Raw genomic sequence first — 18,064 nt, 5'->3', positions numbered from 1 at the left:
GATAGATGCTACAGCCAAAACGTACGAAATTCCGCAAGCAGTTCAAAGGCTCCATCAAGGGTCTGGCGAAGGGCGGGTCTGACCTGAACTTCGGCACCTATGGCCTCAAAGCACTGCAGCCGGAGCGTGTGACTGCACGCCAGATCGAAGCGGCACGTCGTGCCATGACGCGTCACATGAAGCGTCAGGGCCGTGTGTGGATCCGGATTTTTCCGGATGTGCCCGTGACCTCCAAGCCCGTCGAAGTTCGGATGGGTAAAGGTAAAGGTTCCGTGGATTTCTGGGCCTGCAAAGTGAAGCCCGGCCGTGTGATGTTCGAGATCGACGGCGTGAACGACGACATCGCGCGCGAAGCGCTGCGTCTGGCGGCGATGAAGCTGCCGATCAAGACGCGTGTTGTCGTTCGGGAAGACTGGTAGACGTCGGTTTCCTTTGGGAAAACGACGGGAGTGACAGTCGCTTTTGGTTCTTCACCAAAAGCGATGAGAACCCACTCCGGTAGAGATAGAGAGCCCCCGTTGCGTGAGTGACGGGGGTTTTCTTATTCAGTTGTTAATTATTTCCCGCAATTCCGCCTTAAGTAAGAGGATTTTCACGTTTAGCGTTTCCATACCGATGAAAATTACTCCGATTATCACTACAAAAGGCAGAACCATGTCTTCCGATAGTTTCGTTGTGATGTCACCTCCGGCGCTCCATTGAAGGAAAAACGCCATCATAAGTAGAAGGAAAGGAAAGATGTTCCGTTGCCTCTTAACGTTTTTGATCTCTTGCAAAAGATCATCTTTGAGAAAATCATCGCGCGTATTCATATCAGAGGTGCCCCAAATTCTTTAGCTAAGTCGCTCTACAAGTTGTTCCCGTCGGTTTGCTGCGTAGCATAAAATTAGGTTTGTCGCAGTGGCCTTCCTCTGTACCCACCCACGAAACCAACACCTCCCCCATTGACCTCAGCGCCAAACCCCGCGACCCTCTCCCTACCCAAGCGCCACACAAACCCGGCGCCCCCCAGGAAAAGGATCACGCGCATGACGCTGAACTTGAACCCCCTCCACGTCTCCTTGCTGGCGCTCACAATTGGTGCAACGGCCGCCTCTGCCGCCGACCTCTCTGTCGGCCTGCAACAGGAACCCACAACCCTTGATCCCACGTCAGAGGCGACCGCCTCCATCGACGGGATGCTCATGCAGAACGTCTATGAGACGTTGACGATCATCCAGCAGGACGGCTCCGTTGGCCCGAACCTCGCCACCGGTTGGGAGGTCTCCGATGACGGGTTGAACTACACCTTCACCCTCGCCGAAGGGGTCACCTTCCATGACGGGACCACCTTTGACGCGGATGACGTGATCTTCTCCTTCAACCGCGCCATGGCCGAGGATTCGAAGAACCCCGCCAAGAAGATCTTTGCGGGGATCACCAGCATCACCGCGCCCGATCCGCTGACCGTCGAAGTGACGCTGAAGGAATCCGAAGCCTTCTTCCTGTTCAACATGGGCAAGGGCGATGCGGCTATCGTGGCCCCTGAAACCGCCGACAATAACGCCACCACGCCGGTCGGCACAGGCCCCTTCAAGTTTGACAACTGGAACCGCGGCGACCGCCTGACGCTGGTCAAGAACCCCGATCACCGGGAGGCGGACATCGTCTCCCTCGACTCTGTGACGTTCCGCTTCGTCTCCGATGCTGCCGCCGCCACCGCCGCGATGATGGCCGAAGAGATTGACGCCTATCCGGCCTTCCCGGCGCCCGAACTGCTGGAGCAATTTGAAGCCGATCCGCGCTTCAAGGTCACGCAGGGCAACACCCAGGGTGAAGTGATCCTCGCCATCAACAACGCCAAACCGCCCTTCGACAACATCGAGGTGCGCCGCGCGATCAGCCACGCGATCAACCGCGACGAAATCATTGATGGCGCGATGTACGGCAAGGCCACGCCGATTGGCAGTTTCTATCCGCCGCAGGGTGAGGCCTATGTTGATCTGACAGGGACCTACGCAAACGACACCGCCAAGGCGACAGAGATGTTTGAAGCGGCAGGTGTTGCAGGTTCTACCATGACCCTGCGTGTGCCTCCGTTCCCCTATGCGATGCGCTCGGCTGAGATCGTGCAGGCGCAGCTGGCTGAAGCCGGGATCGATGCCAAGGTCGAAAACGTCGAGTGGGGCTTCTGGATCGATGAGATCTACCGCAAGAAGAACTACGACATGACCATCATCGCCCATGTTGAACCCAACGACATGGGCAACTTCGCCCGTGGCGCGGACTATTACTATGGCTATGAGAACCCCGATTTCACTGCCCTGTGGGAGAAGATCCGCACCGAAGCAGACCCGGAGGTCCGCAATGCGCTGCTCAAAGAAGGGCAGGAGTTCCTGACCAATGAGGCGGTGCACGGCTTCCTCTATCAGCTGCCGCTGCACGGTATCTTCCGCAATGAAGTCGAAGGTTACTGGCCCTCTGTGCCGGTGTCCTACATGCCGCTGAAGTTCGTCTCCAAGGGGTGACTTCGAAGACGCAAAGCACGGTGGCCTCCCCACGCGGGGGCCACCCAGCGGGCGTGACATGACTTATTTTATCCTGCGCCGCACCCTCGGCTTTATCGGCACGCTCTTTGCGGTGTCGATTGTGGTGTTTGCCACGATGAACATCCTGCCCGGCGATCCGGCGATGTCGATCCTCGGGCTTGAGGCGACGGAGGATGCGCTGGCGGCCCTGCGCGAAGACCTCGGCCTCAACGCGCCCGTCCACATCCGCTATGTCGAATGGATCACCGGCGCGTTTGTTGGCGATTTCGGCACCAGCCATTCGTTCCGCGTGCCGGTCTCCGAGCTGATCGGTGAGCGCCTTGGCATGACCATTTCGCTGGCCGTTGCGGGGATGTTGCTGACCTTAGTTCTCGCCCTCAGCCTTGGCATCTTCGCCGCCTCAAAGCACCGCCAAATCGGCGATTGGGGTGTCATGTTCCTGTCGCAACTGGGTATCGCCGTCCCCGCGTTTTGGCTCTCCATCCTTCTGGTGCTCCTCTTTGCGGTCAAACTGCGCTGGCTCCCGCCGGGTGGTTTTGCAGGCTGGGACGATCCCGTCGCCGCGATGCGCTCGCTTATCCTGCCCACCGTCGCGCTGGCGCTTGTGCAATCGTCGGTCCTCGCCCGTGTCACGCGGTCCTCCGCGCTTGAAGTCATGCGGCAGGATTTCACCCGCACCGCCCGCGCCTCGGGTCTCAGCCAGCGGCGCATCTTGTGGCGGCACGTGCTGCCCAACGCATTGGTGCCCATCGTCACCATCGTCGGCATGCAGTTCGCGGCGCTTGTGACCGGTACCATCGTGATCGAAAACGTCTTCTACCTCCCCGGTCTGGGCCGCCTGATCTTCCAATCCATCTCCAACCGCGACCTGCCCACGGTGCAGGCGCTGGTGATGCTGTTTGCCGCCATCGTGGTCACAGCCAATTTCATCGTGGACCTGCTCTACGTCGTCATCGACCCTCGCCTGAAAGCCCGCCAATGACCCGGCTGCCTGCGAACTTCCTGCTGGGCGCGGTGCTGGTGTCGTTGATGGTTGGCCTCGCGGCCTTGTCGCTGGTCTGGACACCGCACGATCCAACGGCCCTCGACATCCGCAACAAGTTCGCGGACCCCTCGATGACCAACTGGCTCGGCACTGACAAGCTGGGGCGGGATGTGGTCTCCCAACTCATGCTGGGCGCGCGCAATTCGATGACCGTGGCGCTGGTGGCGGTGCTGATGGGCGGCTCTATCGGCGTGGTCCTCGGCCTGCTGGCCGCAGGCATCGGCGGCTGGGTCGAAGACCTTGTGATGCGCCTTGCCGACCTGAGCTTCGCGTTCCCCGCGCTCCTTTTTGCCATCATGCTGGCGGCGGTCTTTGGCCCTTCGCTTTCAAACGCTGTCTTCGCCATCGCTTTCATCAACATCCCCATCTTCGCCCGTGTCACCCGCGCCTCCGCCAACCAAATCTGGACGCGCGACTATGTTATGGCTGCGCGGGCGGCAGGCATGGGTACCTTCGCCATCAGCCGCGATCACATCCTGCCCAACATTGCCGCTGCGATCATCGTGCAGGCCACCATCGAATTTGCCGTCGCCATCCTTGCCGAAGCCGCCCTCAGCTACCTCGGCCTCGGTGCGCAGCCCCCTGCGGCAAGCTGGGGCCGCATGCTGTCAGAGGCGCAGACGCTGATGTATCTCGCCCCCGAACTGGCGATCTATCCCGGTCTCTGCATCGTCGCTGCCGTCCTCGGCTTTGGCCTTCTGGGCGACGGTCTGCGCGACATCACCGATCCCCGACTGGTGCGGGAGCGGTAGATGATCGAGCTTGATACCCTGTCCGTCACCTTTGCCGCCGGCAGCGCGCTGCGCGACATTTCTCTCAAGATCGCACCGGGGGACCGGTTGGGCATTGTGGGGGAAAGCGGGTCGGGCAAGAGCCTGCTGGCGTCCTGTCTGATGGGCATGGCGCCGGATGCCGCGACGCTCTCCGGCACCCTGACCATCGACGGGGTGGACATGAGCGACGCGGACGAGGAAACATGGCGGCCCCTGCGTGCGCGCCGCGTTGCGATGATCTTTCAGGAGCCGATGTCCGCCCTCAATCCGCTGCGCCGGGTTGGCGATACGGTCGCCGAACCGCTGCGCCTGCATTTTGGTCTCAGCCGCGATGAGGCGGCCAAACGTGTGGCGGAACTCTTTGCCGAGGTCGATCTGCCCAACCCCGAACGCCGCGCGCGCATGTTCCCGCATGAGCTTTCCGGTGGCCAACGCCAACGCGTGCTGATTGCCCTTGCACTGGCCTGTGATCCCGCGCTGCTGATCGCGGATGAGCCGACCACCGCACTTGATGCGAATGTCGCACTACAGGTCACCGACCTGTTGGTGGACCTGTCGGAAAAACGCGGCATGGCGTTGGTGTTGATCAGTCATGATCTGGCTTCGGTCGCCCGCTCAACCGAACGGGTTGCCGTGATGTATGGCGGTGATATCGTCGAGCGTGGCGGGACGGACGACGTGCTGCACGCGCCGCAGCATCCCTATACCCAGGGCCTTCTTGCCGCGCGGCCCGATCCGCAAGCCGCCCTGCGGGATGAACAGGGCAAGCGCAAACGTCTGCCGACGATACCGGGCAATGTCCCCCCGCTCAGCGGTCTGGCCCAGGGCTGTCGCTTTGCTGGCCGCTGTGCGCTGGAGCGCCCCGACTGCGCCACCGCACGGCCGGTCCCCCATGGCCCGCGCATGCTGCTCTGCCCGGTGGTGGAGGGGGCAGCATGACGCTCCTGCGTGCCGAAGGGCTGACCCGTCACTATCCGCTGCCCCGCACCCGCGTGCTTGGCCCGCGCCCTCGCCTGACGGCGATTGAGGACGCCAGTTTCACGATCAGCGCAGGCGAAACCCTTGGTGTGGTTGGGGAGAGCGGGTCGGGCAAATCCACGCTGGCCCGGCTGGTGATGGCGTTTGAGAAACCAGATGCGGGCAGTGTTGCCTTTGACGGGAAAGACCTGCACAGCCTGTCCCGCCCCGACCTGCGTCGCCTGCGCCCGGAATTTCAGATGATCTTTCAGGACCCCTATGGCTCCCTCGATCCGCGCCGCAGGGTGGGATGGTCGCTGGGCGAACCCCTGCGCGCCATGGGCACCGATGAGGGCCGCAAGATCGCCGACAGTCTGGTGCAGGTGGGCTTGCACGCCGAAGACGCGACCAAATTCCCTCACGAATTTTCAGGCGGCCAGCGCCAGCGCATTGCCATCGCGCGGGCCATCATCACGCGGCCGCAGCTGTTGGTCGCGGATGAGGCGGTGTCGGCGCTCGATGTCTCTGTCCGCGCGCAGATCCTCAACCTGCTGATGGACCTTCAGGAAGAGCTGGGTCTTGCGATGCTGTTCATCAGCCACGACATGGCTGTGGTCGCCGCCCTGTGTGACACGCTGATGGTGCTGAAGTCCGGCAATGTGCTGGAGCAGGGCAATGCCGCCGCCATTCTCAATGCGCCACAACATGAATACACCCAATCCCTGCTCACAGCTGCTGGAACACCCTGATGACCCGATTTATCCACCTCACCGATTTGCATATCTCGCACGCCCGTGCAGGTACCTCTGGAGAGAACTCCGCCTCCCTCACCACCCTGCGGCGCGCTGTTGAGGCGATCAACGCGATGGACCCGCAGCCTGAATTCGTGGTGGCTAGCGGGGATCTGACCAACATGGGCGATGAAGCGAGCTATGCTTTGTTGAAAGAGACCATTGCCCCGCTCAAGGCCCCGTGGATCCCCGCATTGGGCAATCACGACACGCGCAAGGGCTATCACGCGGTCTTTGGCGATGGTGCTGCGCCCACGCCGCTGTTCTCCAGCCGGGCCATTGGCAGCCAGCACATCATCACACTTGATACGCTGATTCCCAAACACGTCGCAGGCACCATAGACGACGCGCAGTTTGCCATGCTCGAAGACGCCCTCAACGACCATCCGGATCTGTCCAAACTCATCGTCATGCACCACCCGCCGCGACTGGATGAAGGCGGCCTGCCATGGGGCAGCATCGACATGCCTGCCAGTACCCGCCTTGCCGACGTGCTCAAACCCCATAATGTCACCGCGATCCTGTCGGGGCACATCCACATCAACCAGACCAGCCTGTGGCACGGCATCCCGATCCTTGTCTCCACGGGGCTGGAATCAACCGTTGACCTGTTGGAGCGTCGTGATCTGCGGATCATGGAAGGGGCCGGCTTCACGATCTGCTATGTGCGGGACAGTGGCCTGACTGCGTCCTACGTGACACTTCTGCCCCAGGCGCGCGAGTTGAATGTGATTGACCGTGCGCGGTTGCTGAAGTTTACGTGATAGGGCATCACTGCCAGCTGTAGTTGAAACTCACACTGATCCGGTCGTCTTCGGACATGTTCATCGGCACCTCATGGCGCAGCCAGCTTTCCCAAAGCAGCACATCACCCACTTCGGGTGCGATATAGGCAAAAGCGCGCAATTCCTCAGGCGCGTCCTTAACCCGACCGGGGGCTGCCATCATCATCGGCAGGCGCGGGTCTTCCAGCTTGAGCGCGCTCGCCCCGTCCGGCATTGCCACGTAGGTCGTGCCGGAAATCACGGAATGGGGATGGATGTGGCTGGTGTGAATGCCGCCCTCAGGCAGGATGTTGATCCAGATGTCCTCCAGCTTCAACGCGCGGCCATCCAGATCAAACGCAAGGTCCCTGGCAAAGGCCGCCACATGCGCATCCAGCAGCTTGATCACATCGGCAAAGATCGGAAAACGCCACCCCAGATCGGTGAGCGAGGCATAGGACGTGTAGCCCGGATAGCCGTTGTCTTCGGACCATTGCTGGCCTGCCTCATCATCCTGCGCGATGGACCAGCAGGAGGCTTCAAGCTCGCCGGGGTCCACGGTGTCGCCGAACTCTGACAGTTTCGCGTGATAAAGACGGGTCACAAAAAGAGATTTGATGTCTGCCATTCGGGCCTCATACGTCAGCGCGCGGGTTCAGAAAACCCGTTGCACGGCGCGGGACAGGAAAAAACCGTGGCCGTCCAGATTGCTGCATTCCAGTCCCTGGCGGGACGAGAAACAGCTGAACCCGCCAAAGTTCCCGCGCACGCCGTATTCCGCGACGCTTTGCGCACCGGTGCCCTGGGCGGCGATATTTTCGCAGGTCATGGAGACGTAGCCGCGTTCATCCATCTGAAAGGTATGCCCCCAGGCGGCAGCGCATCCTGTGGGGCGCGGGGCAGGGGGTGTGCCGCCTTTCTGGAAGATGGTGCAGTGAATGTCAGAGCCTTCAAAACTCTCCCCGACCCAGCATTCGATGTTCTTGGAGGGGGTGGCAAAGCTCCAGACATCGGCAGTGGCGGGCGAAGCAAGAAGCGCAAGGGTAGCAAGCAGTCTCAGGATCATGATGTGTCTCGGTCGTCGATTGAGGTTTCCCGGCCAAATTACCCCAGATATAGGCATCCGTCTGCCCCCTTTGCAGCAGCCTGATCATGGGGGCGGATAAAGGGTTGCAATGCAAAGCAGCCCGGCGTATCAGCGCCACTCATCATGAACTCCACGGGAATCAGGGTGACGCGCGTGCGCGGCCTGCCCGTGATGTTGAAAGGAAAAAGGCGATGGACGCCAAAGAACTGCATGACAAGACGCCGGACCAGCTCCGCGACGAACTTGTGAACCTGAAGAAAGAAGCCTTCAACCTGCGCTTCCAGCAAGCCACTGGCCAGCTGGAAAACCCTGCGCGTCTGCGTTCCGTGAAGCGGGACGTGGCGCGGGTCAAGACTGTGTTGAACCAAAAGGCCCAAGCGGCCGCTGCTGAATAAGGAGAGCACCTATGCCAAAGCGTATCCTGCAAGGCGTCGTGACCTCCGACGCAAACGCCCAGACCATCACCGTATCCGTTGAGCGCCGCTTCACGCATCCGGTTCTGAAGAAGACCATCCGTAAGTCCAAGAAGTATCGGGCCCACGATGAGAACAACACCTACAAGGTAGGTGAGACGGTCCGCATCATCGAATGCGCGCCGAAATCCAAGACGAAACGTTGGGAAGTTTACGCAGGCGCCAAAGCCGAAGCGTAAGCCAACCTTATTAATCGAAACCCTGGGGACAAGGCACGCATCGCCCCCCAAAGGTCGGGAGAAACCAAATGATCCAGATGCAGACCAACCTGGATGTTGCTGACAACAGCGGCGCGCGCCGTGTTCAGTGCATCAAGGTACTGGGTGGTTCCAAGCGTAAATACGCATCCGTCGGCGACATCATTGTCGTGTCGGTCAAGGAAGCCATTCCACGTGGCCGTGTGAAAAAAGGCGACGTCCGCAAGGCCGTCGTTGTGCGCACCGCCAAGGAAGTCCGTCGCGACGATGGCACCGCCATCCGCTTTGACCGCAACGCGGCCGTGATCCTCAACAACAACAACGAACCCATGGGTACACGTATCTTTGGACCAGTTGTGCGTGAGTTGCGCGGCAAGAACTTCATGAAAATCATCTCGCTCGCTCCGGAGGTGCTGTAATCATGGCTGCTAAGCTGAGAAAAGGTGACAAGGTCATCGTTTTGGCCGGTAAGGACAAGGGCAAGACAGGCAGCATCACGTCTGTTGACCCGAAATCCAACAAGGCCATCGTGGACGGGATCAACATCTCCATCCGCGCCACCCGTCAGTCCCAGGAAAGCCAGGGCGGTCGCATCCCCAAAGCGATGCCGATTGACCTGAGCAACCTCGCGATTGTGGATGCCAACGGCAAAGCTACCCGCGTGGGCTTCAAGATGGACGGCGACACCAAGGTGCGTTTCGCCAAGACAACAGGGGATGTGATCTGATGCTTGATACCGCGAACTACACACCCCGCCTCAAGGCCGACTACAAGGACCGCATCCGCGCGGTCCTGAAAGAAGAGTTCGGCTACAAGAACGACATGCAGATCCCGCGTCTGGACAAGATTGTCCTGAACATCGGCTGTGGTGCCGAAGCCGTGCGTGACAGCAAGAAAGCCAAATCCGCTCAGGAAGACCTGACCGCGATTGCAGGCCAGAAAGCGCTGACCACCAAGGCAAAGAAATCCATCGCTGGTTTCCGCGTCCGTGAGGACATGCCGCTGGGTGCGAAAGTCACCCTGCGTGGCGACCGGATGTATGAATTTCTGGACCGTTTCATCACGATTGCACTGCCCCGCGTCCGCGACTTCCGCGGCGTCTCCGGCAAGTCTTTTGACGGCCGTGGCAACTACGCCATGGGCATGAAAGAGCACATCGTGTTCCCGGAAATCGACTTTGATAAAGTCGATGAGACCTGGGGAATGGACATTGTCATCACGACAACGGCGAACACCGACGCAGAAGCGAAAGCATTGTTGAAAGCACTCAACATGCCTTTCAATTCATAAGCGCGGGAGGGATTAGATATGGCTAAGAAATCCATGATTGCACGCGAGAAGAAGCGTGAAGCACTGGTCAAGAAGTACGCTGAGAAGCGCGCCGAGCTGAAGGCGATCATCAACGATCAGGAAAAGCCGATGGAAGAGCGTTTCCGCGCCTCCCTGAAGCTGGCGAAACTGCCGCGCAACTCCAGCGCTGTGCGTCTGCACAACCGCTGCCAGTTGACCGGTCGTCCACATGCGTATTACCGCAAACTGAAAATCTCGCGTATCGCGCTGCGGGACCTCGGCTCACAAGGCCAGATCCCCGGCATGGTCAAGTCGAGCTGGTAAGGAGGGCATATTATGAACGATCCTATCGCAGATATGCTGACCCGTATCCGTAACTCTTCGATGCGCGGCAAATCCACCGTTGTGACACCGGCTTCCAAGCTGCGTGCATGGGTGCTGGATGTGCTGGCGGACGAGGGTTACATCCGCGGCTATGAGAAAATGACGGGCGCCGACGGCCATCCCGCCATTGAGATCAGCCTCAAGTATTACGAGGGCGAACCTGTTATTCGTGAGCTCAAGCGGGTCTCCAAGCCCGGTCGCCGCGTCTACATGGGCGTCAATGACATTCCGCAGGTCCGTCAGGGTCTGGGTGTGTCGATTGTCTCCACCCCCAAGGGTGTGATGTCGGATCAAAGCGCACGCAGCCACAATGTTGGCGGCGAAGTGCTCTGCACCGTATTCTAAGGAGTAGATCATGTCTCGTATTGGTAAAAAACCGGTCGATCTGCCCAGCGGTGTCACCGCCACGGTCAGCGGCCAGTCCATCGAAGTGAAGGGCCCCAAGGGCACACGGCATTTCAAGGCAACCGACGATGTCGACCTGAAGGTCGAGGACAATGTTGTCACTGTGACGCCGCGCGGCAAGTCCAAGCGCGCGCGCCAGCAGTGGGGCATGTCCCGCACGATGGTCGAAAATCTGGTGACCGGCGTCACCCAGGGTTTCAAGAAAGAGCTTGAGATTCAGGGTGTTGGTTACCGTGCCCAGATGCAGGGCAACACGCTGAAACTGAACCTCGGCCTGTCCCATGACGTGGATTACACCGCACCCGAGGGTGTGACCGTGACCGCGCCCAAGCAGACCGAAGTTGTTGTGGAAGGCATTGACGAACAGCTTGTTGGTCAGGTCGCCGCGAACATCCGCCAGTGGCGCAAGCCCGAGCCCTATAAGGGCAAGGGTATCCGCTACAAGGGTGAGTTCGTCTTCCGCAAAGAAGGCAAGAAGAAGTAAGGAACGCACCATGGCAAACAGCAAAAGAACACTGTTCATCAAACGCCGCCTGCGCGTTCGGAACAAACTGCGCCGCGTCAACGCAGGCCGCATGCGCCTGTCGGTTCACCGCTCGTCCAAGAACATCTCCGTTCAGCTGATCGACGATGTGGCGGGCAAGACCCTGGCATCCGCCTCCACGTTGGAGAAGGATCTGGGCGTCGTCGGCAAGAACAACATCGAAGCAGCGACCAAGGTCGGTGCAGCGATTGCCGAGCGCGCCAAGAAGGCGGGCGTGGAAGAGGCATATTTTGACCGGGGCGGTTTCCTGTTCCACGGCAAAGTAAAAGCGCTTGCAGACGCAGCCCGTGAGGGTGGTCTGAAGATATAGGTGGTTACGTGTGTTTCATCCACCCTACGTAGGGTGGGTGAAACACACCACCCACCAATGCAAGGTGCGCGACATCCGCGCACCTTCGATGACCGAGGCCATTGTGGCACTGCGGTTGGACAATTGGGCAAAACGCCCGCACATCAAGGAGGCCCACATGGCCAGAGACGACAACCGAGGGGGCAACCGCCGCAACCGCGACGAAGCACCCGAATTCGCAGACCGCTTGGTCGCCATCAACCGGGTCTCCAAGACCGTGAAGGGTGGTAAACGCTTTGGCTTCGCCGCACTTGTTGTTGTGGGTGACCAAAAAGGCCGCGTGGGGTTTGGCAAGGGTAAAGCCAAGGAAGTGCCCGAGGCGATCCGTAAGGCAACCGAGCAGGCCAAACGCCAGATGATCCGCGTTCAGCTGCGCGAAGGCCGCACGCTGCACCACGACATGGCGGGCCGTCACGGCGCCGGCAAGGTCATCATGCGCACCGCACCAGAGGGTACAGGCATCATCGCCGGTGGTCCCATGCGTGCCGTGTTCGAGATGCTGGGTGTGAAGGACGTTGTGTCCAAATCCATCGGCTCGCAGAACCCTTACAACATGATCCGCGCCACGATGGACGGTCTGCGCAAGGAAAGCTCCCCGCGTTCCGTCGCACAGCGTCGTGGCAAGAAGGTCGCCGACATCCTGCCCAAGACGGACGCGCCTGCGCCCGCAGCTGAGGAGGCCTAAACCATGGCTAAGACAATTGTCATCAAACAGATCGGCTCCCCGATCCGCCGCCCTGCAAAACAGCGTGCCACGCTGGTGGGTCTGGGCCTGAACAAGATGCACCGCACGCGTGAGCTGGAAGATACCCCAGCCGTGCGCGGCATGATCAACAAGGTCTCGCATATGGTCGAGATCGTGGAAGAGAAGGGGTAATCGTTTTCTTTCAAAGAAAACGGACGGACTTTTTCAAAAAGTCCGATGCCTGAGATTGAACGCCTCGCTGGAAACAGCGGGGCGTTTGCTTTAAGGGACGCGGGCCAACCTGGCAGTAATGAAATTGAGGAGTCTAGGTTTTGACAGTGCCAGCTAAGTACGCACAGCATTATCTGCCAGTGAAGTATTTCCTAAACTCTTACAGAGCTCTCTCAGATGGTCGCACAGCTGTGGCCTTGCTACAGAAACAAGTGGAGAGCAAAGAGACATTTGTATCTGATTGGAAAATAAGCTGGATAGCAGCCTGTGCCATACTTCGCACGTCCATTGATCTCTTCAAAGTTGATAAAAAATTATGCTTAAACAAAAAGATAAGAGAAGAGATCGGTCGTGAATGGGACGCAATCGCGGAAAACAAACAAGCCCACGCGATTTTCTGGGAGTTCTTGAGAAAAGAGCGTGATAATATCGTGCATCACTATTCTTGGGCCGCGTATGAGGTCTGGATGGACGAAGAAGGGAGTGCCCAGAAACCAAGACTAGGCATTCTTGACATGAGGCCCGAAGGTTCACGTACGGTGCTGATGATGCGATCAGGTAAGTATGAAGGCGAAGACTCACTAAAGCTGTTAAAAGAGAGCGCTGATTGGATTCAGGAGCGCATTTTCGCTGCAATCAAGCGGGCTGACTTTGACCCGGAGGAGTACCGAAATTTGGTTACCTTCAAAAAACGTAATCCAATAGACGCCAGCCTTATCATTGGCACGGAGACTTGAGTTTCTGATATGATATGTTCTTGAAGTCCTCGCTCAATGGCCAAGTCACTCACCGCATCTAAGGTAACTCCACTTAGGAAACGCATGAGAAGGCGTTCAGCTTTGGTTTGCGCCTTGAGGGTTTGATTATTGTGAGCACTTGATCCCAACTCCCACCCCCTCTATACGCCCCCAGTGGCCCACGAATCCCGGCCACCCTAACCGTAAAACGCCGCGTCTGCTCACTCCCGTCGCTGGGGAGCATTTCCGGCAAAAGGAGAAGCGACATGAAACTGAATGAACTGTCCGACAACCCCGGTGCAACCAAGAAACGCAAGCGCGTTGGTCGTGGTCCCGGTTCCGGCACCGGTAAAATGGGTGGCCGTGGTATCAAAGGTCAGAAATCCCGCTCGGGTGTGGCGATCAATGGTTACGAAGGCGGCCAGATGCCGCTCTACCAGCGTCTGCCAAAGCGTGGCTTCAACAAGCCGAACCGCAAATCCTACGCTGTTGTGAACCTGGGCCTGATCCAAAAATTCATTGACGAGAAAAAGCTCGACGCGAAGAAGCCCATCGACGGTGCAGCACTTGTGGCTTCCGGCCTCGTGCGTCGTGAACTGGACGGCATCCGCGTGCTCGCCAAGGGTGATATCTCCGCCAAGGTCGATCTGCATGTGGCGGGTGCGTCCAAATCTGCCGTTGCGGCAGTGGAGAAGGCCGGTGGCTCCCTGACTGTGACCGCACCCGCGGCGGCAGAAGCCTCCGAGTAATCCGCCCTTAAGGCTTGTGAGCGGGCCGCGACCCGCTTACATACTCACATGAGTTTTCCTAAACGCCGCCCGCCGGAAAACGGCAGGGCGGCGTTTGTCCAACCAAAGGTGACACACCCCATGGTATCAGCCGTCGAAAACATGGCCGCCAACACCAGCTGGTCCGCGCTGGGCAAGGCAACAGACCTGCGCAACCGGATCCTCTTCACACTCGGCCTTTTGATCGTCTACCGCCTGGGGACCTTCATCCCCGTTCCGGGCATCGACGGCGACGCATTGCGCCAGTTCATGGAACAGGCGGGGCAGGGCATCGGCGGCATGGTGTCGATGTTCACAGGGGGCGCGCTGGGCCGGATGGGCATCTTTGCTCTGGGCATCATGCCCTACATTTCCGCCTCGATCATCGTGCAGTTGATGGGGTCGATGTACCCACCCTGGGAGGCGCTCAAGAAAGAGGGCGAGCAGGGCCGCAAGAAGCTGAACCAATACACACGCTACGGTACGGTGGCGCTGGCTACGGTGCAGTCCTACGGTCTTGCTGTCAGCCTTGAAGCAGGGGATATCGCCGCCGATCCGGGCATGTATTTCCGCATTGCCTGCATGATCACGCTTGTTGGTGGCACCATGTTCCTGATGTGGCTGGGTGAGCAGATCACCGCACGCGGCATCGGTAATGGCATCTCGCTGATTATCTTCGTGGGCATCATCGCCGAAGTCCCTGCCGCGCTGGCACAGTTCTTTGCCTCTGGCCGCTCCGGTGCGATCAGCCCTGCGCTGATTGTGGGGGTACTGATCATGGTGGTTGCGACGATCATGTTCGTGGTGTTCATGGAACGCGCCCTGCGCAAGATCCACATCCAGTATCCACGCCGTCAGGTCGGGATGAAGGTCTATGACGGCGGCTCCAGCCACTTGCCCGTCAAAGTGAACCCCGCCGGTGTGATCCCCGCGATCTTCGCCAGTTCGCTGTTGCTGCTGCCTGTGACGATCAGCACGTTCTCGGGCAGTTCCACGGGTCCGATCATGTCCTGGCTGCTGGCCAACTTCGGTCCGGGTCAGCCGCTCTATCTGCTGTTCTTCATCGCGATGATCGTGTTCTTTACCTATTTCTACACATTCAACGTCAGCTTCAAACCGGATGACGTGGCGGACAACCTGAAGAACCAGAATGGCTTCATCCCCGGCATTCGCCCCGGCAAACGCACGTCGGAGTATCTGGAATACGTGGTCAATCGCATCCTTGTTCTGGGTGCGGGCTACCTTGCGCTGGTCTGTGTGTTTCCCGAAATCCTGCGCGGCCAGTTTGCGATCCCGTTCTACTTCGGCGGCACGTCGGTGCTGATTGTTGTCTCGGTGACGATGGACACAATCCAGCAGGTGCAAAGCCATCTGTTGGCGCACCAGTACGAAGGATTGCTTGAAAAATCCCAGCTGCGGGGCAAAGGTGCTGGCAAAGGAAAGTCTGGACGCAAGAAACGGAGCCCCGTTCGTAAATGAATATCATACTTCTCGGGCCTCCGGGCGCAGGCAAAGGCACGCAGGCGCGCCATCTGGTTGACACCCGCAACATGGTTCAGCTGTCCACGGGCGATATGCTGCGCGAAGCGAAAGACTCCGGTACGGACATGGGCAAGATCCTCGCCGACGTGATGGCGCGCGGTGATCTGGTCACCGATCAGATCGTCATCGGCCTGATCCGCGAAAAGCTGAGCGGTGAGAAGGCAGGCGGCTTCATCTTTGACGGTTTCCCCCGCACGCTGGAGCAGGCGGATGCACTGGGCGCACTGATGGCCTCCGAAGGGCAGACGCTGGACCAGGTGATCGAGATGCGCGTGGACGATGCTGCGCTGGTGGAGCGGATCACGGCGCGGTCGACCTGTGGCGGCTGTGGTGAGGTTTACAACGACAAGACCAAGCCGATCCCTGCGGACGGAAAATGCACCAACTGCGGTAAAGAGAATGACTTCAAACGCCGCGCGGATGACAATGAGGAAAGCCTCAAGACCCGTCTGATGGCCTATTATAAACAGACCTCGCCGCTGATTGGCTATTACTACGCCAAGGACATGCTGAAGGTCGTAGATGGTCTGGCCAGCATTGAAGAGGTGCAGGGCAGCATTGCCGGGGCGCTGGACGGGTAAAGATCCGTACAACCTACGCCACAGGCACAGGTCTTCGCTTCCCCTTCCAAATGGTTCAAAAAACCTCTGGAGTATGAGGGTGGAAAACCCTCATCCGTCGCCCCCCGTGGCGACGGCGCCACCGATGATCAAGGCGCCTCCGCCCGCTCAATCATCGCCTCCCGCACCCAGGCATTCAGCGGCCCAATTGCCTCTGCCAGATGCACCATCTTCTCCACGATATCCCCGTTCAGCCATACCGCCTTCGGCTGTTCCACGCTTGTGACATAGCGCTTGAGCCGCAGGAACGGCGCACAGGCTGCGTCCCCATGCTGCTGAAACCCCCGTGGCATCGTCTTGAGACTGCCCTCCCGCGACAGGGGATAGCCCTTGGCTTCCAGCGCTTCGACCATCTCTGCAAAGCTCTCCGGCTCGGCCACAATCCGGTCCCGGACCCGGTTCAACTCCGGGGTGGCCAACTGGTAATGACCCGCTGCCAGCATCCCGCCGCGCGGACCCACCTGGGCATAGACCACGCCGCCGCCCTCTCCCTTGCTGCCATTGGGGGTGATCATCCCGGATACGGTTGACTTGTAGGGCGTCTTGTCCTTGGAAAACCGCACGTCGCGGTATTGGCGGAACATGGTCTTCTCCGACCCGATCATCGGATAGCGGCTGCCTTCCAGCAACATCGTCACCACCCCCAGCATGCCTGCAAAGGGCGCGCGCACTTCCGCCTTCAGCTTTTCCTTGTTTTCGTCGTACCAGGCCTTGTTGTTGTTGGCCTCCAATTCAGCCAGAATGGCGAAAGAGGTCTCAGAAAATCCGGCCATGGAAAGGCTCCTTTTGGGCTGGTCGCAATGCGCGGCGATGTGCGCGAGGATAGCGTTTCAGACCATCCTGCCAAGAGGGTGGTGCACAGCGCTTGACGCTGCCCAAAAAAGGTCATAACCAGCGCTATCTCGACAGAGAATCAAATTGCAACGCGGGTCGCTCCTGCCGCGCAAGATCACCTGATCAGCCCAGGCCCGGTGGCGTCAAACGCTCCGGGCTTATGTTGTGAAAAAAGGGTCTGGGATCACGGACCCGCAACGAAAAGGAATTGCACACGTGGCACGTATTGCCGGCGTCAACATCCCGACTGCAAAGCGGGTTCCAATCGCCCTTACCTACATCACCGGAATCGGCAACGCTTCCGCCAAAGCCATCTGCGAAGCGGTCGGCATCGACCCGACCCGTCGCGTCAACGAACTCTCCGACACCGAAGTCGTGAAAGTGCGTGAGCACATCGACGAGAATTATACCGTCGAAGGCGACCTGCGTCGTGACACGCAGATGAACATCAAACGTCTGATGGACCTCGGCTGCTACCGTGGCCTGCGTCACCGTCGTAACCTGCCCGTCCGCGGTCAGCGTACGCACACAAATGCTCGCACCCGCAAAGGCCCCGCAAAGGCCATTGCCGGCAAGAAGAAATAAGGGAGGCTTGAGATATGGCACGTGAACGTCGCGTAAAACGTAAAGTCTCCAAGAACATCGCCGCTGGTGTGGCGCATGTGAATTCGAGCTTCAACAACACCAAGATCCTGATCTCCGATGTTCAGGGCAACGCCATCAGCTGGTCTTCGGCGGGCACCATGGGCTTCAAAGGCTCACGGAAATCCACGCCTTATGCCGCACAGATGGCGGCAGAGGACGCAGGCCGCAAAGCACAGGAACATGGCGTGAAAACGCTTGAGGTCGAAGTGCAGGGCCCTGGTTCCGGCCGTGAGAGCGCATTGCGCGCACTGGCGGCTGCGGGTTTCAACATCACCTCGATCCGTGATGTGACACCCATGGCCCACAACGGCTGCCGTCCGCCCAAGCGCCGCCGCGTTTAAGCGAACAGATACTTTACGGGGTTTGCGCCATTTGGCGCAGGCCCCATACCGCCTTTTTGAAACCTCGAGCGTAAC

At 59.3% G+C, this 18,064-nt stretch carries 27 protein-coding genes; 24 read left to right on the top strand and 3 right to left on the bottom strand.

Annotation, left to right across the window (positions count from 1 at the left end; all coding sequences use genetic code 11):
- The first annotated feature begins 5 nt into the window (after positions 1–5).
- The 7 genes from rplP to Q1A91_RS02615 all read left to right on the top strand — a co-directional run bounded on the left by rplP (position 6) and on the right by Q1A91_RS02615 (position 6,858).
- Entirely contained in the window at positions 6–419 is a 414-nt protein-coding gene (gene rplP / locus Q1A91_RS02645) for a 50S ribosomal protein L16 (protein ID WP_299872422.1), read from the top strand.
- Positions 420–1,028: 609 nt separating this feature from the next.
- A complete protein-coding gene (locus tag Q1A91_RS02640) occupies positions 1,029–2,507 on the top strand; it encodes an ABC transporter substrate-binding protein (RefSeq protein ID WP_299872419.1) in 1,479 nt (492 codons plus the stop codon).
- 58 nt (positions 2,508–2,565) lie between these two features.
- The gene (locus tag Q1A91_RS02635; protein WP_299872417.1) at positions 2,566–3,510 is read left to right on the top strand and encodes an ABC transporter permease; all 945 of its coding nucleotides are present in this window, start codon (positions 2,566–2,568) and stop codon (positions 3,508–3,510) included.
- Positions 3,507–4,325: an ABC transporter permease gene (locus Q1A91_RS02630; protein WP_299872414.1), complete on the top strand. Its 819-nt coding sequence runs from the start codon at positions 3,507–3,509 to the stop codon at positions 4,323–4,325. Before Q1A91_RS02635 ends, Q1A91_RS02630 begins: the two co-directional genes overlap by 4 nt.
- Positions 4,326–5,285 (top strand): ABC transporter ATP-binding protein, encoded by a 960-nt coding sequence (locus Q1A91_RS02625; protein ID WP_299872411.1) that lies wholly within the window; start codon positions 4,326–4,328, stop codon positions 5,283–5,285.
- Complete coding sequence (locus tag Q1A91_RS02620; protein WP_299872408.1) at positions 5,282–6,052, top strand: ATP-binding cassette domain-containing protein; 771 nt, start codon at positions 5,282–5,284, stop codon at positions 6,050–6,052. Before Q1A91_RS02625 ends, Q1A91_RS02620 begins: the two co-directional genes overlap by 4 nt.
- A complete protein-coding gene (locus Q1A91_RS02615; RefSeq protein WP_299872405.1) occupies positions 6,052–6,858 on the top strand; it encodes a metallophosphoesterase in 807 nt (268 codons plus the stop codon). The genes Q1A91_RS02620 and Q1A91_RS02615 overlap by 1 nt, the downstream gene beginning before the upstream one ends.
- A gap of 7 nt (positions 6,859–6,865) precedes the next feature.
- On the opposite strand, the gene Q1A91_RS02610 is transcribed toward Q1A91_RS02615, so the two are convergent.
- Together Q1A91_RS02610 and Q1A91_RS02605 are read right to left on the bottom strand one after the other, a co-directional pair.
- Positions 6,866–7,486: a TIGR02466 family protein gene (locus tag Q1A91_RS02610; RefSeq protein ID WP_299872403.1), complete on the bottom strand. Its 621-nt coding sequence runs from the start codon at positions 7,484–7,486 to the stop codon at positions 6,866–6,868.
- 27 nt (positions 7,487–7,513) lie between these two features.
- The gene (locus Q1A91_RS02605; RefSeq protein ID WP_299872400.1) at positions 7,514–7,924 is read right to left on the bottom strand and encodes a DUF6636 domain-containing protein; all 411 of its coding nucleotides are present in this window, start codon (positions 7,922–7,924) and stop codon (positions 7,514–7,516) included.
- Positions 7,925–8,136: 212 nt separating this feature from the next.
- Here Q1A91_RS02605 and rpmC point away from each other — a divergent pair, with 212 nt between their 5' ends.
- The 15 genes from rpmC (at position 8,137) to Q1A91_RS02530 (ending at position 16,130) form a co-directional block, all read left to right on the top strand.
- The gene (gene rpmC / locus Q1A91_RS02600; protein WP_299872397.1) at positions 8,137–8,340 is read left to right on the top strand and encodes a 50S ribosomal protein L29; all 204 of its coding nucleotides are present in this window, start codon (positions 8,137–8,139) and stop codon (positions 8,338–8,340) included.
- 11 nt (positions 8,341–8,351) lie between these two features.
- Positions 8,352–8,597, top strand: a complete 246-nt coding sequence (rpsQ, locus tag Q1A91_RS02595; protein ID WP_299872394.1) for a 30S ribosomal protein S17 — start codon at positions 8,352–8,354, stop codon at positions 8,595–8,597.
- A gap of 68 nt (positions 8,598–8,665) precedes the next feature.
- Positions 8,666–9,034: a 50S ribosomal protein L14 gene (rplN, locus tag Q1A91_RS02590; protein WP_299872391.1), complete on the top strand. Its 369-nt coding sequence runs from the start codon at positions 8,666–8,668 to the stop codon at positions 9,032–9,034.
- Positions 9,035–9,036: 2 nt separating this feature from the next.
- Positions 9,037–9,342, top strand: coding sequence for a 50S ribosomal protein L24 (gene rplX / locus Q1A91_RS02585; RefSeq protein ID WP_299872388.1), 306 nt, complete (start codon positions 9,037–9,039; stop codon positions 9,340–9,342).
- Positions 9,342–9,905 carry a 50S ribosomal protein L5 gene (gene rplE / locus Q1A91_RS02580; protein ID WP_299872385.1) on the top strand — a complete coding sequence of 188 codons (564 nt, stop codon included), beginning with the start codon at positions 9,342–9,344 and terminating at the stop codon, positions 9,903–9,905. The genes rplX and rplE overlap by 1 nt, the downstream gene beginning before the upstream one ends.
- 18 nt (positions 9,906–9,923) lie before the next feature.
- Positions 9,924–10,229 (top strand): 30S ribosomal protein S14, encoded by a 306-nt coding sequence (gene rpsN / locus Q1A91_RS02575; protein WP_299872382.1) that lies wholly within the window; start codon positions 9,924–9,926, stop codon positions 10,227–10,229.
- A gap of 12 nt (positions 10,230–10,241) precedes the next feature.
- Complete coding sequence (gene rpsH / locus Q1A91_RS02570) at positions 10,242–10,634, top strand: 30S ribosomal protein S8 (protein WP_299872379.1); 393 nt, start codon at positions 10,242–10,244, stop codon at positions 10,632–10,634.
- Positions 10,635–10,644: 10 nt separating this feature from the next.
- A complete protein-coding gene (gene rplF, locus Q1A91_RS02565) occupies positions 10,645–11,178 on the top strand; it encodes a 50S ribosomal protein L6 (RefSeq protein WP_299872376.1) in 534 nt (177 codons plus the stop codon).
- 10 nt (positions 11,179–11,188) lie between these two features.
- A complete protein-coding gene (gene rplR, locus Q1A91_RS02560; protein WP_299872373.1) occupies positions 11,189–11,548 on the top strand; it encodes a 50S ribosomal protein L18 in 360 nt (119 codons plus the stop codon).
- Between the two features lie 157 nt (positions 11,549–11,705).
- Complete coding sequence (rpsE, locus tag Q1A91_RS02555; RefSeq protein WP_299872370.1) at positions 11,706–12,272, top strand: 30S ribosomal protein S5; 567 nt, start codon at positions 11,706–11,708, stop codon at positions 12,270–12,272.
- 3 nt (positions 12,273–12,275) lie between these two features.
- Positions 12,276–12,464 (top strand): 50S ribosomal protein L30, encoded by a 189-nt coding sequence (rpmD, locus tag Q1A91_RS02550; protein ID WP_299872367.1) that lies wholly within the window; start codon positions 12,276–12,278, stop codon positions 12,462–12,464.
- A 140-nt stretch (positions 12,465–12,604) separates the two neighbouring features.
- Positions 12,605–13,240, top strand: coding sequence for a hypothetical protein (locus tag Q1A91_RS02545; RefSeq protein WP_299872365.1), 636 nt, complete (start codon positions 12,605–12,607; stop codon positions 13,238–13,240).
- Positions 13,241–13,506: 266 nt separating this feature from the next.
- Positions 13,507–13,989 carry a 50S ribosomal protein L15 gene (gene rplO, locus Q1A91_RS02540; protein WP_299872362.1) on the top strand — a complete coding sequence of 161 codons (483 nt, stop codon included), beginning with the start codon at positions 13,507–13,509 and terminating at the stop codon, positions 13,987–13,989.
- 120 nt (positions 13,990–14,109) lie between these two features.
- On the top strand, positions 14,110–15,486 hold the full coding sequence (secY, locus tag Q1A91_RS02535) for a preprotein translocase subunit SecY (RefSeq protein ID WP_299872359.1): 1,377 nt from the start codon (positions 14,110–14,112) through the stop codon (positions 15,484–15,486).
- A complete protein-coding gene (locus Q1A91_RS02530; protein ID WP_299872356.1) occupies positions 15,483–16,130 on the top strand; it encodes an adenylate kinase in 648 nt (215 codons plus the stop codon). Before secY ends, Q1A91_RS02530 begins: the two co-directional genes overlap by 4 nt.
- Positions 16,131–16,258: 128 nt before the next feature.
- Here the strand turns inward: Q1A91_RS02530 and Q1A91_RS02525 are convergent, their stop codons facing one another.
- Positions 16,259–16,942: a DUF2461 domain-containing protein gene (locus tag Q1A91_RS02525; protein ID WP_299872353.1), complete on the bottom strand. Its 684-nt coding sequence runs from the start codon at positions 16,940–16,942 to the stop codon at positions 16,259–16,261.
- 277 nt (positions 16,943–17,219) lie between these two features.
- Between Q1A91_RS02525 and rpsM the strand changes: the two genes are divergently transcribed.
- Positions 17,220–17,588: a 30S ribosomal protein S13 gene (rpsM, locus tag Q1A91_RS02520; RefSeq protein WP_299872350.1), complete on the top strand. Its 369-nt coding sequence runs from the start codon at positions 17,220–17,222 to the stop codon at positions 17,586–17,588.
- Between the two features lie 14 nt (positions 17,589–17,602).
- Entirely contained in the window at positions 17,603–17,989 is a 387-nt protein-coding gene (gene rpsK, locus Q1A91_RS02515; RefSeq protein WP_299872347.1) for a 30S ribosomal protein S11, read from the top strand.
- Positions 17,990–18,064: the final 75 nt, after the last annotated feature.

This window comes from uncultured Sulfitobacter sp. (assembly GCF_947500075.1).
Classification (GTDB): Bacteria; Pseudomonadota; Alphaproteobacteria; order Rhodobacterales; family Rhodobacteraceae; genus Sulfitobacter.
The sequence above is the reverse complement of the archived record's forward strand: the minus strand, read 5'-3'. Positions and strand labels throughout refer to the sequence as shown.